Genomic DNA, 12,925 nt, shown 5'->3' with positions numbered 1-12,925 from the left:
TAGACCTTGATGCTTTTTTTACCGCTGGTTTTGATGTTTTTATTAGAGGCGACATTTTAGCTATTTTTTACGTTTATCGTTTTTTTACATCATTTTCATTATAAGGAAGACCATATGTCAGATAAAATTCATGATTTGGGTGCAGGGTTTTGGAACATACGCGGCACCTTTCGTTTGGGCGGCGTGCTGAATATCGGTACGCAGTGCTCACTGGTGCAATTAGACTCAGGCAAATTTATTTTTTTAGACAGCTATGGGCTGACAGGCGACGTGCGCGATGAAGTGATGGCCTTGACCAATCAGGGGCAAGATGTCGAAGCCGTCCTAAACGTCCATCCGTTTCATACCGTCAGCTGCGCGCAAATGGCCAAAGACTTTCCGCAGGCGACTTTTTATGGCAGTCGCCGCCATCACAAACAAGTCCCCGACGTACAGTGGGCTGATGATTTGGTCGAAAGCGAGGCAGTCGCCAAGCGCTATCCTGAGTTACAGTTTTCTCTCTCACAAGGCATCCATTACATCTCACCTAATGAGATGATACATGCAGGCTCACTGCTCGCCTATCATCCGGCCAGTAAAAGCTTGCACGTCGATGATACTTTTATGAGCCCTCCCGTCAAGTTGTTAGAAAAAGTGCTTCCTGAGTTACTGCTGCACCCAACCACCAAAAAAGCGCTCAAAAATGAGACGAACGCTGGCAAAACATACTGCGACTGGGCGACCAATCTGGCTCACGAATGGCGCGATGTACGCAACTTTTGTGCCGCGCACTCTTATTTGGTGAGGTTTAATGAGGGCGAGTTTGAAAAGGCACTACTAACAGCCATCGATAAAGCACGACCAAAGCTAGAACAGGCTTAGTTTGAAATTAGGCTCAGTTTGAAATATAAGTAGGATATAGTCAGTTGCACACAAAACTGTCATAAGTTCCAAAGCGCTACTGGGATGAATTTTGCGCAGCCTCTGTGTATACAGCACGCAAGAAAAATTTATACCAGTAGCGCTATAACATTTTTAAATTAAATCTACTATACAACAAAAGGGAGCCGCATTAAGCGCGCTCCCTTTTTGGTGCACTCTTTTCGAATAAAACAGTGATTCATAGAAGATAAAATCAACAAAACTGCTTTTCATAAAAACGCGTTTAATGAAACAAAGCAGTCGCCAGCTCGTCTTTATTATCGATAATGTCAGCCAGTGTATATCTCTCCAACACACTGACAAACGCCGTCAACGCCTCAAAAAACACGCTTTTAAGCTGGCATACAGGCGTAATCACACAGCCTACCGGTTTAGAGCTGTCCGCGCCTTCTGCATCGATAAGGGTAATCGGCAATCCTGCTGAGCGCGGCTGGCGCGCTTCACCAGCTACTGGTGTGGCAAAACACTCAACCAAATCAAAATCAGGCTCTATCTGTTTGATCAGTACACCCAAATTAATGTCCTTTGGCGTGACAGCCAGTCGAATGCCGCCGCCCTTACCGCGCACACTCTCTATATAACCAAGCTGACCCAATTGATGAATAATCTTGGTCAAGTGACTCTTTGAAATATGATAGCTACTGGCAATATCGCTGATGTTTGCCAATGTCTCAGGCGTGGGTCTCACCGCCAGATAAATCAACGAGCGCAGCGCATAATCACTATAATTGGTCAATCGCATCTTATCGTTCACTTATTCTCATAAAGTTGTTAGCCCGTTGGCATTATTCTAATGTCAGTAGCTAAGCAGCATCATCCAAACAGGCCATCGGGTCTTGGGCGTGCCAGCATCGGCAGATAACTCAGGCAAAATAATACAAAGCAAGCTATCCACGCCCCTTGAGCAACCATAATCCATAGCAGATAATGACTCATATCAACCAGCGGTAACAACACACGGCTAATAAACACCAGCACCATCAGCACATACATGACAGTGACAGACCTCGGCGGCTGATGGATATTGCGTCCTGTATGTCCAAGTGATACCCGCGTCATCATCGCTACTGTCATCATACCGATACCTGCAATCGCCAATCCATGCATGGCAATACTATGAGTATAACCGAGCCATGGCTGCAGTGCATACAGTAAAAAACTCAGACACATACCCAAAAACGCAATATACAACGACCATAATAACGGCTTTTGCCAGATGCCGCGATGATACCAGCCCACTAGACGTATGATATTGACCACTGCCACTCCAAGCGCCGTCACAGTCAGCAAATACTTATTGGGATAAAACAAATCCACGATAAAAAATGCCAAAAAGAACAAAAGGCTTGCGATATCTTGGCTTTTACTATTGCGCAAGGTCACAGTTTGTTTGACGCCATCGGCATCCGCCACGCTCAAACCGCGCTCGATAAAGAATGGTACCACGCGCCGACCAATGGTCAACACCAAGCCGATAATTAAGTAAAATCCCAGATAGATACCGAGTTTTGTCATACTCATATCGGCACTGATAATGCCCCAATAGCACAGCCCATTACCCAACGTTAGCAATGCCAGTTTGGCTAAGATACCCATCTGCTTGTACTGCTTGACCTGTAATACCGCGCGAAAGACCGCCAAGGCCATCAGCCCCACAAACAATAGATCAAACGCGGCCGCCGCGTACAACCACACGACACTACTGCCAGTCACCGTCACACCCAGTCCAAACGCCAGCCAGCTTAAACGCGCCAGCAGCCAACACATAAAGATACCCAGCAGCCGATAACCATAAGGCATCATCACCCCAGTCCACGCCTTCACCGCTGTCAACAAAAACCCTGCCACCACTGCCAGCGCATACCCATAGACCATCTCATGACCATGCCAGTACAGCGGGTTTAATACCTGCGCATCAATATCGGTATGGCCTGTAAACACCAACGCCCACAACGCCATTATGATGACAGCAAACAATGCCGCCCCACTAAAGAAGATGCGAAAGCTCAAATTGAGTATGGGGTGCGGCGAGCTTGGCGGCTTGCTGGGTAGATTGATAGTGTGCATAACTGTCTTATTAATATAAAGTTAAAAGATAGCGCTATAACATTCATATTAAATGAATGTTATAGCTTATACAATACCATTGTTAAAAAGTCATTTATCCATTGTCATAACAGAGGTTATAACAGATATAGAGGTTGTGATAGATATAGTGACAGCGACTATTACACTCCTGTTATTGACTCTCATATCCTCGACTGCTTAAATGGTTTACTTCTAGGAGACTATTATGACTGAAGAACATGCAGCGGACGAAAAACGCAAAATCATCAACAGATTTTTGACCACCCTTACCAAAGAACAACCTCAAATGTACTATGCGACGACCTCTGAGATTTCGCGTAGCATTTATACAATGATCAAAGAGCATACCAACCGTCTATCGGTAGAAGAGCAGGCACTTGTCAGACAAATGACGGTCGAAGAGATTGAAGCGTTACTTGGCTTTCACTCTCGCTAATCTCAGCTATCATACCTCTCGCTTATTATACCTTTCATTTATCCTAAACAAAAAAAAGACCGCACTGATGGCGGTCTTTTTTTGCGCTCATTGAGCAAGCACGGCGCATGAAGCAATTAAAATGGGTACTGACGCGGCTCGTTTTGCATAGAGATCCAGTGCGTTCTGGTAAATTCTTCGAGCACCCATTCACCATTAAAGCGGCCGATACCTGAGTTCTTTTCACCGCCAAAGGGTACATTACTCTCATCGTTGACCGAGATGTCATTGATATGTGTCATACCTGCGCGAATACCGCGCGCAAAGCGCAGGCCTTTTTGCATGTCTGCTGTAAAGACGGCGCTAGACAACCCATACATCGAGTCATTGGCAATGGACAGCGCATCTGCTTCATCTTTGGCGCGAATGATACCGACCAGTGGCCCAAACACTTCATTGCGCGACAAGTCCATCTCGCGGGTGACTTCGGTGAAGATGTGCGGCGGCACCACCTGTCCTTTAATCTCGCCGCTTAATAGCATTTTGGCGCCTTGTTGCTGGGCTTTGACGATTTTTTCTTTTAACGACTTGACTTGTTTTTCATTGATAATAGGCCCAACTGCCGTATATTCTTGGCTTGGATCTCCGACATTTAGTGTCTTAACATGTGCCAAAAAACGCGCCACGAAGTCATCATAAATGTCATCTTCGACGATGATACGGTTGATAGCGATACAGATTTGACCTTGATGTAAAAACTTACCAAAGGCGGCCGCTTTTACTGCTTGCTCGATATCAGCATCTTTTAGGACCACAAACGGACTGTTACCGCCCAGCTCTAGCGCAACTTGCTTGATGTAGTCGCCGCCATTGGCCAGCTCACCGATATGCTTACCGACCGAGGTCGAGCCTGTAAATGACACAAAACTTGGAATATCATGGGTAACGATGGCATCACCAATCTCTTCGCCTGCACCGACGACGACGTTCAGCAAGCCTTTTGGCAGTCCTGCTTCTTCAAAAACCTTAGCGAGCAGCAAGCCACCAGTGATCGGCGTGTCGCTGGCGGGCTTGAGCACCACGGCATTACCCAGTGCTAATGCAGGAGCGATAGAGCGCTGAGTCAAATGGAGCGGAAAATTCCACGGGCTAATCACCGCCACGACACCGATTGGCTCACGGTATACAAAGTTTTCTTTACCAGCGGTGTTGGATGGGCGAATCTGGCCATGGACACGATTGGGAAAAGTAGCCGCCTCTAGCGTAATCGCTCGCGCGCTACCAAACTCTACCATCGCCTTAATACGGGTACTGCCCGACTCTTTGATAAGCCAATCTACGATTTCTTCTTGGCGCTGATCCAAAATATTGACCACTCTGTACAAGACAGCGGCTCGCTCGGCTGGGGTTTGCTGCGCCCAGCGCTTTTGTGCCGCGTGCGCTGCTTGATAGGCGGTGTCGAGCTGCTCTTTGGTGGCCTGCTGAATCTCCACCAGTGTATCGCCACTGTAGGGGTTGATATCGGTATTGACACTATCATCTTGGCCGCTTTGCCATTCGCCTGCGATGTATTGTAGATGAAAATCCTCATACGGTTTTTGACCGATTTGATTATTGGTATTAGTTGACATAATTATCCTTATTTATCTTATATAATAAAGTAGTAAAAATAGTAGCAACTTGCTAGACGACTGGTCTAATGCTACCATAGCCAATATAGTGACGAAACGTATCTTGCCTTCTGCTGTGTTGAATAAACGTAACGAGCCTATCCCTGATAGCGTCACAACATATATCAATAAAACGTATAATATATAATAAAGGGAAACCCCCTATCGTAGCATGACGGCTACAAGACTCACCGTCATATAATCACTGACTGATGTAGCCAATGTTTACCCTAATTCTTTCAAACCCCATAATAAGAGGACATCTCCCTATGTCTACCAACTTAACGTCTGCCAATGCAACGACCATCCCTCCTGATACTAAAACTCACCTGCTAGATGTCGGCTACCAGCTCATTGCCAAAAAAGGCTTTACCGCCGTGGGTATCAAACAAATACTAGACACCGCTGGCGTCCCGAAAGGCTCGTTTTATCATTACTTTACGTCAAAAGAAGCCTTCGGTGAAGCCATCATCAGTCACTATTTTGTTAACTATAAAACGCGTTTGGATACCATTGGTCGTCGTCACAGTAACGCACAGCAAAAGCTTTATGATTATTTTCAAAACTGGTATGACACCCAGCAAAACGGCTGCGATCACGAAAAGTGCCTTGTGGTCAAGCTCAGTGCCGAGGTCGCTGATTTGTCTGAGCCGATGCGTATTGCCCTAAACGCCGGCTATCAACAAACCATTAGTTGGCTGGCTGAGCAAATCAAAGCTGGCTGGGCAGATCAGTCGGTGCCCCGCCCTGAGAATATCGCTGCTGAGAGTATGGCAAAACGCTGGTATTTTGCGTGGCTTGGTGCCAGCTTAATCGCCAAAACCAGTCAAACCAACACACCACTGGCAGAAGTATGGCAAATGACCACCTCACAAATGGGACGCTAAGCCCACCGCTTATCGTCGTCTTTGTTTGAGTAAATATCGATATCACCCGACGGCCAGCCTGCCTGCACTGAGTAAGCTGATTAAATAAGATTTCTGAGTTATAAGTGTTTTTTGTAAACATCTCTAGACGACCGGTCTAATTGATGTACAATGTGCGCCATCGTAAAAGATAAGTGATTTTATTTTTGCTGTCTTTTTTATCAGACAAACAACATTAACTGAGGAACCTTATGAATAACTTTCAATACTACAATCCCGTACGCATCGTCTTTGGTGAAGGGCAAATCAAAGAACTATCAGAGCTTGTCCCGCAAGATGCTCGCGTACTCATCACTTATGGCGGCGGCTCAGCTGAGCGCACGGGCACCTTGGATGAAGTCAGAACAGCGCTCAAAGCCAACGGTCAGCGCGATATCTTTGAGTTTGGCGGTATTGAGCCAAACCCAGAGTTCAACACCCTGCTAAAAGCGGCGGATATGGTCAATGAGCATGATATCGACTTTTTGCTTGCCGTTGGCGGTGGCTCAGTGATTGATGGCAGTAAGTTTGTCGCCCTTGTGTCTTCCTTGACCACGCAAGACGGTACGGTCTCACGAGATCAGGCGTGGGAAGCGCTGACCAGCTATTGCAAAGATATAGACTCAGCGGTGGCGCTAGGCGCGGTATTGACCATTCCTGCGACTGGCTCAGAGATGAACTCAGGCGGCGTGGTCAATCACAGTGACCGTCAGGCCAAGCTACCATTTGGCAACCCGCTTGCCTATCCTAAGTTTTCTATCTTAGATCCGACCAAAACACTCACCTTGCCTGAGCGCCAAGTGATGAATGGGGTGGCAGATGCATTTGTCCATGTGATGGAGCAGTATCTCACCTACCCTGTCAACGCCAAGGTACAAGACGCGTTTGCTGAGAGCCTGTTAAAGATTTTGATCGAAGAAGGTCAGGCGGTAAAAGCCGATGCAGAAAACCTCGAAACTCGCAAAAATATCATGTGGACAGCGACCATGGCGCTAAACGGTCTTATCGGCGTCGGCGTACCACAAGACTGGACAACGCATATGATCGGCCATGAGCTGACCTCGCTACATGGTATCGATCACGCCCGCACGCTGACTATCTTACTGCCATCTGTACTACGTGAGCTCAAAGACAGCAAAAAAGAAAAACTGCTTCAATACGCTCGTAACGTTTGGGCCATCGACAGCAATACTGATACAAAACAAGACGATGACAGCATTATCGAAACTGCTATTGTATATACCGAGGACTTTTTCCGTAGCCTTGGTTTACCTGTCAGCTTCGCAGATGCCGCGCTCGATGAGTCAGCGATTGACCCTATCCTCCAGCAGCTTGACGCTCATAATATGGTAAAGCTGGGTGAGCATAAAGATAATGACTTAACGGTATCACGTCGTATCTTAGAGCGGGCGCTAACTGGCGCGGCTTAATGGTCTTTTCATAATCAGTGAATAACTATCGGCAGCCATGCTTCGTTTATTGGCTGCTCGATCTAAAACCATCAATCAATAACAAAAAAGGATGCTTAGAATGAGCTTTGATGCCCAACAAAATCAAACAACAAACCGTCAAATTAAATTGGCCAGCCGCCCAACTGGCGAGCCAAAACCTGAAAACTTTGATATGGCAACCAGCGATATCCCAGCCCCCAAAGATGACGAAATGCTACTGCGCACCGTCTATCTATCATTAGACCCTTACATGCGCGGACGTATGAGCGACGCCAAAAGCTATGCCGATCCGCTAGAAGTGGGCGATGTGATGATGAGTGCCACAGTTGCGCAAGTGGTCGAGTCCAATATCGACAATTTTGCCGCAGGCGACTTGGTCGTGTCCAATTCAGGCTGGCAGGATTATAGCGTCAGTAATGGTGAAGGCGTGGTCAAGCTAGACAAAGACATGGCAAATCCTTCTTACGGTCTGGGCGTGCTTGGTATGCCAGGGTTTACCGGCTATATGGGTCTGACCGATATCGGTAAACCACAAAAAGGCGAGACGCTCGTCGTTGCTGCGGCCACCGGCCCTGTCGGTGCCACCGTCGGACAAGTGGGCAATCAGTATGGACTGCGTACGGTCGGTATCGCAGGCGGCGCGGATAAATGTGAGTTTGCGGTTCGGGAGCTGGGTTTTGATGTCTGTATCGACCACAAAGCCGATGATTTCGCCGAACAATTAAAAAATGCCTGCCCAGATGGTATCGACATCTATTATGAAAACGTCGGCGGCAAGGTATTTGACGCGGTGATGCCCCTACTCAACGCCCATGCGCGCATCCCTGTATGTGGTCTGGTATCACAGTACAACGCCACGGATTTGCCTGAGGGTAAAGACCGCTTGGGCATGCTAATGGGTCTGATTTTAAGACAACGCTTGACGGTCAAAGGTTTTATTATCTTTGAAGAGTACGGCGATCATTTCCCAGAGTTTTTGGAGACTATGGGTAAATGGGTAGAATCAGGCGCGGTGAAAACCAAAGAGCACATCACTGACGGCTTAAACAATGCACCTGATGCTTTTGTCAAAATGCTCAATGGTGAAAACTTTGGTAAAACCGTCATCAAAGTCGCTGATGTTCAATAACTCAAAACCCCTAACCAAATAACGACTTCTCAACATAACGGGTTAAAACCGCTACTGAAAACTAAGTGTTAACCCGTAATACTGTTAGGGCTCGGTTTATTTAGCACCCTTTTTAAAATGAGGACACGCCCTAGCTTACGCCGAAAATTACAGACATAAAAAGGACAATTATGAATATTTTAATGGTACTCACCTCGCACGACAAACTCGGCGACACCGGTAATCAAACAGGCTTTTGGCTAGAAGAGTTTGCTGCGCCTTACTATGCTTTTTTGGACGCTGGTGCCAACATCACTCTCGCCTCTCCTGCTGGCGGTCAGCCGCCACTCGATCCTAGTAGCGATACCGATGATGCCCAAACCAAAGACACCAAGCGCTTTAAAGCAGACAGCGACGCACAGCAACATCTTGCCACTACCAAAAAACTCGCTGACGTCGATGCCTCCGATTTCGACTCAGTGTTTTACCCAGGTGGACATGGCCCGCTATGGGATTTGGCTGTCGACCAAGACTCTATCAAATTAATTGAAAGTTTTATCAAGCAAGACAAGCCTGTGGCCTTGGTTTGCCATGCCCCTGCTGCCCTCAAAAACGTCAAAGTCGATGAGGAGTATTTGGTCAAAGGCAAGACGGTGACAGGTTTTACCAATACTGAAGAAGACGCCGTTGGCCTAACTGATGTGGTGCCGTTTTTGGTAGAGGATATGCTAAAAGCCAATGGCGGCCACTACAAAAAGGCGGCGGACTGGGAATCTTTTGTCGTCGAAGATGGCTTATTGATTACGGGTCAAAACCCAGCATCATCAGAAGAAGCAGCAAAACGCTTAATGACGAAACTGAACGGTTAAGCGTTTGGTGATTTATATTTCGGTGTTTTATATAATGGAAATGAACTCTCTAAAAAGGCTGGCATCATGATTCGCTTACATCATCTCAATCAATCACGCTCATTACGTACGCTATGGCTATTAGAAGAGCTGGGCGTCGCTTACGAAATCGTCAGCCATCAGCGTGATGCGACCACGCATCTGGCCCCAGACAGCCTAAAAGCAGTCCATCCACTGGGCAAGTCACCGGTTATCGAGATGGATGGTCAGTTATATGCGGAGTCAGGCGCTATTACTGAGCTGCTGATTGAGCGTTTTGCGCCCAAGCGCTTGCGCCCTGCGACCGACAGTAGCGATTATGGCACTTATCTGCAGTGGATTCATTTTGCCGAAAGCTCTTTGATGCTGCCGCTGCTGCTCGAGCTTTTTACCAAAAAAGCAGGCGTGGAGGACAATGCGTTTTTAGATGGCTATATCAGTGCCGAAAAGCATCGATTGCTCAGCTACCTAAACGATGAGGTGAAAGATAAAGCCTTTATCGTTGGCAATAAGCTAAGCGGTGCTGATTTCATGCTATCGTTTGACTTGATTATGCTGGCCAAACGTCATGCTCTGGCAGACTATCCGCATATCGAGCAATATGCGTTGCAGCTGGCTAGCCTCGATAGCTATCAGCGTAGCATGCGCTTAGAGGTCAATTACGATCAGTCTATTGGTTAGCTTTTTACTGTTTATCGATTAGCCTACGCTAGCTGTGGCCTAGCGTAGCGATAGCGGATAAAAAAAACAGCTCTACAGAGAGCTGTTTTTTTGTATTCTTGTTAGGGCGTGTTGAACATTCACAAATAGACACACTATAGGCGATGATTTAAAAACTTATCTTCAAGCCAGCGATTCATAAACACATTGTCTGGGTCGTACTCACGGCGTATTTGCAAAAACCGATTGAGCTTAGGATAGAGGTTTTGTAGCTCTATATGGCTGAGCTTATTGACCTTGCCCCAATGCGGGCGACCCTGCCATTTTTTCATATACTCATACAGCCATTTAAACAGTGGCTCACAGTCCATACCTTTATAAACGTGAAAAGACAACACCGCACAGTCCTCACCTTGGGTTGGGCTAAGCATTCCTGTCTCGCCTTTGTGGGTGCGCACCTCAATGGGAAAATGTGAGTGTTTATTGTCTTTGAGCAAGATTTGGTTGACCTCAGTGATACAAGCATCAAAATCTGAGAGCTTAATAAAATACTCCGACTCGTTAAATTTTACACCGCGCGGGGTCGGAAACACTTCGTAACTGTAGCCCTCTCGCTTAGTGTTGGGGATAGAGTTGGCGGATATTTGACTGACTTTTTTGCTCCATTCAGGGTTCATGCGCGCCAGCTCACACAGCACATAAAAAGCCCCATTGAGCGTCACCACGCTGTCAAACGTATCTTTGAGCTTTTGCGCGTGACTCATCGGTTTTGGCTCAATGACCGAGAGCGTTTTTTGCTGTAATTTGTTGGTGCCAGGAAATAAAAACCACTCTAAATGACGATGCGACTGGGTGTTTTTATGAAAGTTTGCCAAACCATCGGCAAAATCCATGACCTCATTACGCTCTTGTAAACCATATAGATCGACGACTCTGAGCGTCAGCTTGGTAAAGACGCCCAGCATGCCGAGGCTGACATGCAGCGCATTGCCCAAATCGTCTGTCTGCGGGTTGCCGCGCTGATGACTGTGCAGCTCGCCGCGCCCATCTACCCACTCCCAGCCCACCACTTGATTGGCGATAGAACCAAGAGTCATTCCTGTACCGTGGGTTGCGGTGCTGGCCGCACCTGCGATGGTCTGCGCTTGGACGTCGCCCATGTTTTCAAGCGCAAGGCCATGCGCTTTTAGTGCCTCACCAATCTCATGTAAATACGTGCCTGCATGTAGCGTTGCCAGCTTAGCCTCGGTATCCACTGAGATAAGCCCGCGCATGTGATGCAAGCTGACAGCAATCTCTTCAGGTTTGGCGCAGCCACTAAAAGAGTGCGCCGCGCCCGTGACTCTCACGCGTTTTTTATCTTTTCTTGCCTGCTTGATGATATCTTGCAGCTCTACTACCGAGGCGGGCATCAGTTTTTGCTCTGGCTGCGCGCGCTCATAGCCTACCCAGTTTTGCCATTCGTTATTTGCTTGCCACTGTTTTAATGAAAACATCTGCCGTCTCCTCGGTAGGTTGTCATCGTTGCCGCCACATCCTTGCGGCGGATAGAGGTATGGTTTATAGCCTGCTCAGCTGTGCCCTGCGGCATCTGATCAGCGCCTTCATAGCAGACCAGCTCATTGAAATGCTCGCAAAGCTCGCCAGCTTTGGCATGACGACACCAAACCGCATCGCCAATCTTTAGGCTTGTCTCTGACACGGTACGTTTATCCATTTTCATGGGCGTTTGCACCTCACCAAATCCCTCGTCATTGAGTATGGTGAGACCAGCGGGATAATGTACCACAGGAGCTTTGTCAACGCCTACGGCGCCTGAGGCGATAAAGCCGCCGCCATGACATGTGATCACGTCTTTTTCAGGCTGGCGCGTCACCGGTAACACAAACCCTGCTGCCGCTCGAAAGTCCTGCATGCTCTCCATATAATCAAAGTAAGCAGGCTTATAATAGGCTGAGCCTACTGTTACCTCGGTAATCTCAGGCTGACATGCGGTAAAATCCATACTGCCGCTGCCGCCGCCATTGACCAGCTGCAACGCATAGCCTTGTTTTTTTAGCCAATTCACCATAGCACCGCGGCGCTGACTGACTTGCTTTTGGGAGCGGTGTTTGAGTAGTTTAATAGCAGGTGTCAACAACGCCTTGCCTGGTAAATGCTCGGGCAAGCCTGCAATTTGCGCCTCGTAACCCATCGCAGCGACGAGATTGATATGATCTGACTTTTTTATGTGCTTAAGCAGCGCTTTGATGTCTTTTTTGTGCATCAGTGCCGAGCGTTTGGTGCCAAAATATAGCTTAGGCAGTGGCATCGACATATTGATATCCAAGCAGACATCGATTTTGACGCCGTGCTCGATACCGATGCGCTCCAATACCGCCACATGCTCCGGACGATCGACCATCCAAATCATCACCGCTCCCTGCTGGGTGTATTTAAGGGTTTTTGCCACGCTGATGGTATCTAGGGTCGGATAAGCGCAGAGAATATTGTCAAAGCCGTTTTCGAGCAGATAGACGGACTCATCGGCCGCATAGGACATAAGCCCGATAAAATGAGGTGATCTGTCTTTTATATAATGTAAAACATCGATGGAGCGTATGGACTTGGTGGCCAGACGCAGATTGACGGCTTGGGTTTTTTGATTGACCAGCGCGATATTGTGATCGAGCGCATCCATGTCGAGCCATGCCTGTGGCGTTTTGGGTGGAATAATGTGTACAAAATCCATTTTGCTTTCCTTGTCACAACGAGCAGACACTATCCTATGTCTTTTATAGGTTCAAATTTAGATTGATGGTTAAACTGAGGACACGCCCT

General features: G+C 47.5%; 12 protein-coding genes. 7 read left to right on the top strand and 5 right to left on the bottom strand.

The features are described 5' to 3' along the window. Positions 1-114: 114 nt before the first annotated feature. Entirely contained in the window at positions 115-861 is a 747-nt protein-coding gene (locus J3491_RS03495; RefSeq protein WP_075100978.1) for a hypothetical protein, read from the top strand. Between the two features lie 283 nt (positions 862-1,144). Here the strand turns inward: J3491_RS03495 and J3491_RS03490 are convergent, their stop codons facing one another. Both J3491_RS03490 and J3491_RS03485 read right to left on the bottom strand, forming a co-directional pair. Then, positions 1,145-1,663, bottom strand: a complete 519-nt coding sequence (locus tag J3491_RS03490; RefSeq protein WP_207969293.1) for an RrF2 family transcriptional regulator — start codon at positions 1,661-1,663, stop codon at positions 1,145-1,147. 71 nt (positions 1,664-1,734) lie between these two features. Continuing rightward, a complete protein-coding gene (locus J3491_RS03485) occupies positions 1,735-2,988 on the bottom strand; it encodes an NnrS family protein (protein ID WP_207969228.1) in 1,254 nt (417 codons plus the stop codon). Between the two features lie 226 nt (positions 2,989-3,214). Between J3491_RS03485 and J3491_RS03480 the strand changes: the two genes are divergently transcribed. Next, positions 3,215-3,445: a hypothetical protein gene (locus J3491_RS03480; RefSeq protein WP_100749732.1), complete on the top strand. Its 231-nt coding sequence runs from the start codon at positions 3,215-3,217 to the stop codon at positions 3,443-3,445. Between the two features lie 116 nt (positions 3,446-3,561). On the opposite strand, the gene J3491_RS03475 is transcribed toward J3491_RS03480, so the two are convergent. Beyond that, positions 3,562-5,055 (bottom strand): aldehyde dehydrogenase family protein, encoded by a 1,494-nt coding sequence (locus J3491_RS03475; RefSeq protein ID WP_207969227.1) that lies wholly within the window; start codon positions 5,053-5,055, stop codon positions 3,562-3,564. A gap of 308 nt (positions 5,056-5,363) precedes the next feature. Between J3491_RS03475 and J3491_RS03470 the strand changes: the two genes are divergently transcribed. The 5 genes from J3491_RS03470 to J3491_RS03450 all read left to right on the top strand — a co-directional run bounded on the left by J3491_RS03470 (position 5,364) and on the right by J3491_RS03450 (position 10,126). Further along, the gene (locus J3491_RS03470; RefSeq protein WP_201585738.1) at positions 5,364-5,981 is read left to right on the top strand and encodes a TetR/AcrR family transcriptional regulator; all 618 of its coding nucleotides are present in this window, start codon (positions 5,364-5,366) and stop codon (positions 5,979-5,981) included. Between the two features lie 230 nt (positions 5,982-6,211). Further along, positions 6,212-7,429: an iron-containing alcohol dehydrogenase gene (locus J3491_RS03465; protein WP_207969226.1), complete on the top strand. Its 1,218-nt coding sequence runs from the start codon at positions 6,212-6,214 to the stop codon at positions 7,427-7,429. A gap of 100 nt (positions 7,430-7,529) precedes the next feature. After that, complete coding sequence (locus J3491_RS03460; RefSeq protein WP_207969225.1) at positions 7,530-8,579, top strand: NADP-dependent oxidoreductase; 1,050 nt, start codon at positions 7,530-7,532, stop codon at positions 8,577-8,579. Positions 8,580-8,749: 170 nt separating this feature from the next. Then, positions 8,750-9,427: a type 1 glutamine amidotransferase domain-containing protein gene (locus J3491_RS03455; protein ID WP_207969224.1), complete on the top strand. Its 678-nt coding sequence runs from the start codon at positions 8,750-8,752 to the stop codon at positions 9,425-9,427. A gap of 66 nt (positions 9,428-9,493) precedes the next feature. After that, on the top strand, positions 9,494-10,126 hold the full coding sequence (locus tag J3491_RS03450; protein WP_207969223.1) for a glutathione S-transferase family protein: 633 nt from the start codon (positions 9,494-9,496) through the stop codon (positions 10,124-10,126). Positions 10,127-10,260: 134 nt separating this feature from the next. Here the strand turns inward: J3491_RS03450 and J3491_RS03445 are convergent, their stop codons facing one another. Both J3491_RS03445 and J3491_RS03440 read right to left on the bottom strand, forming a co-directional pair. Beyond that, positions 10,261-11,601, bottom strand: a complete 1,341-nt coding sequence (locus J3491_RS03445) for a D-arabinono-1,4-lactone oxidase (protein ID WP_207969222.1) — start codon at positions 11,599-11,601, stop codon at positions 10,261-10,263. Beyond that, positions 11,589-12,836, bottom strand: coding sequence for an alanine racemase (locus J3491_RS03440; protein WP_207969221.1), 1,248 nt, complete (start codon positions 12,834-12,836; stop codon positions 11,589-11,591). The genes J3491_RS03445 and J3491_RS03440 overlap by 13 nt, the downstream gene beginning before the upstream one ends. Positions 12,837-12,925 lie beyond the last annotated feature (89 nt).

Origin of the sequence: Psychrobacter halodurans, from assembly GCF_017498075.1 — a bacterium.
In the GTDB taxonomy this organism is placed as follows: Bacteria; Pseudomonadota; Gammaproteobacteria; order Pseudomonadales; family Moraxellaceae; genus Psychrobacter; species Psychrobacter celer.
Note: the sequence above shows the minus strand (reverse complement) of the source record. Positions and strands in the feature narration are given on the sequence as shown.

What these genes read in the sequence shown, in the direction of transcription:
- J3491_RS03450 (WP_207969223.1), top strand. Translation starts at nt 9,494, where the DNA reads ATGATTCGCTTACATCATCTCAATCAATCACGCTCATTACGTACGCTA.
- J3491_RS03455 (WP_207969224.1), top strand. Translation starts at nt 8,750, where the DNA reads ATGAATATTTTAATGGTACTCACCTCGCACGACAAACTCGGCGACACC.
- J3491_RS03445 (WP_207969222.1), bottom strand. Translation starts at nt 11,601, where the DNA reads ATGTTTTCATTAAAACAGTGGCAAGCAAATAACGAATGGCAAAACTGG.
- J3491_RS03440 (WP_207969221.1), bottom strand. Translation starts at nt 12,836, where the DNA reads ATGGATTTTGTACACATTATTCCACCCAAAACGCCACAGGCATGGCTC.
- J3491_RS03475 (WP_207969227.1), bottom strand. Translation starts at nt 5,055, where the DNA reads ATGTCAACTAATACCAATAATCAAATCGGTCAAAAACCGTATGAGGAT.
- J3491_RS03490 (WP_207969293.1), bottom strand. Translation starts at nt 1,663, where the DNA reads ATGCGATTGACCAATTATAGTGATTATGCGCTGCGCTCGTTGATTTAT.
- J3491_RS03495 (WP_075100978.1), top strand. Translation starts at nt 115, where the DNA reads ATGTCAGATAAAATTCATGATTTGGGTGCAGGGTTTTGGAACATACGC.
- J3491_RS03485 (WP_207969228.1), bottom strand. Translation starts at nt 2,988, where the DNA reads ATGCACACTATCAATCTACCCAGCAAGCCGCCAAGCTCGCCGCACCCC.
- J3491_RS03465 (WP_207969226.1), top strand. Translation starts at nt 6,212, where the DNA reads ATGAATAACTTTCAATACTACAATCCCGTACGCATCGTCTTTGGTGAA.
- J3491_RS03460 (WP_207969225.1), top strand. Translation starts at nt 7,530, where the DNA reads ATGAGCTTTGATGCCCAACAAAATCAAACAACAAACCGTCAAATTAAA.
- J3491_RS03480 (WP_100749732.1), top strand. Translation starts at nt 3,215, where the DNA reads ATGACTGAAGAACATGCAGCGGACGAAAAACGCAAAATCATCAACAGA.
- J3491_RS03470 (WP_201585738.1), top strand. Translation starts at nt 5,364, where the DNA reads ATGTCTACCAACTTAACGTCTGCCAATGCAACGACCATCCCTCCTGAT.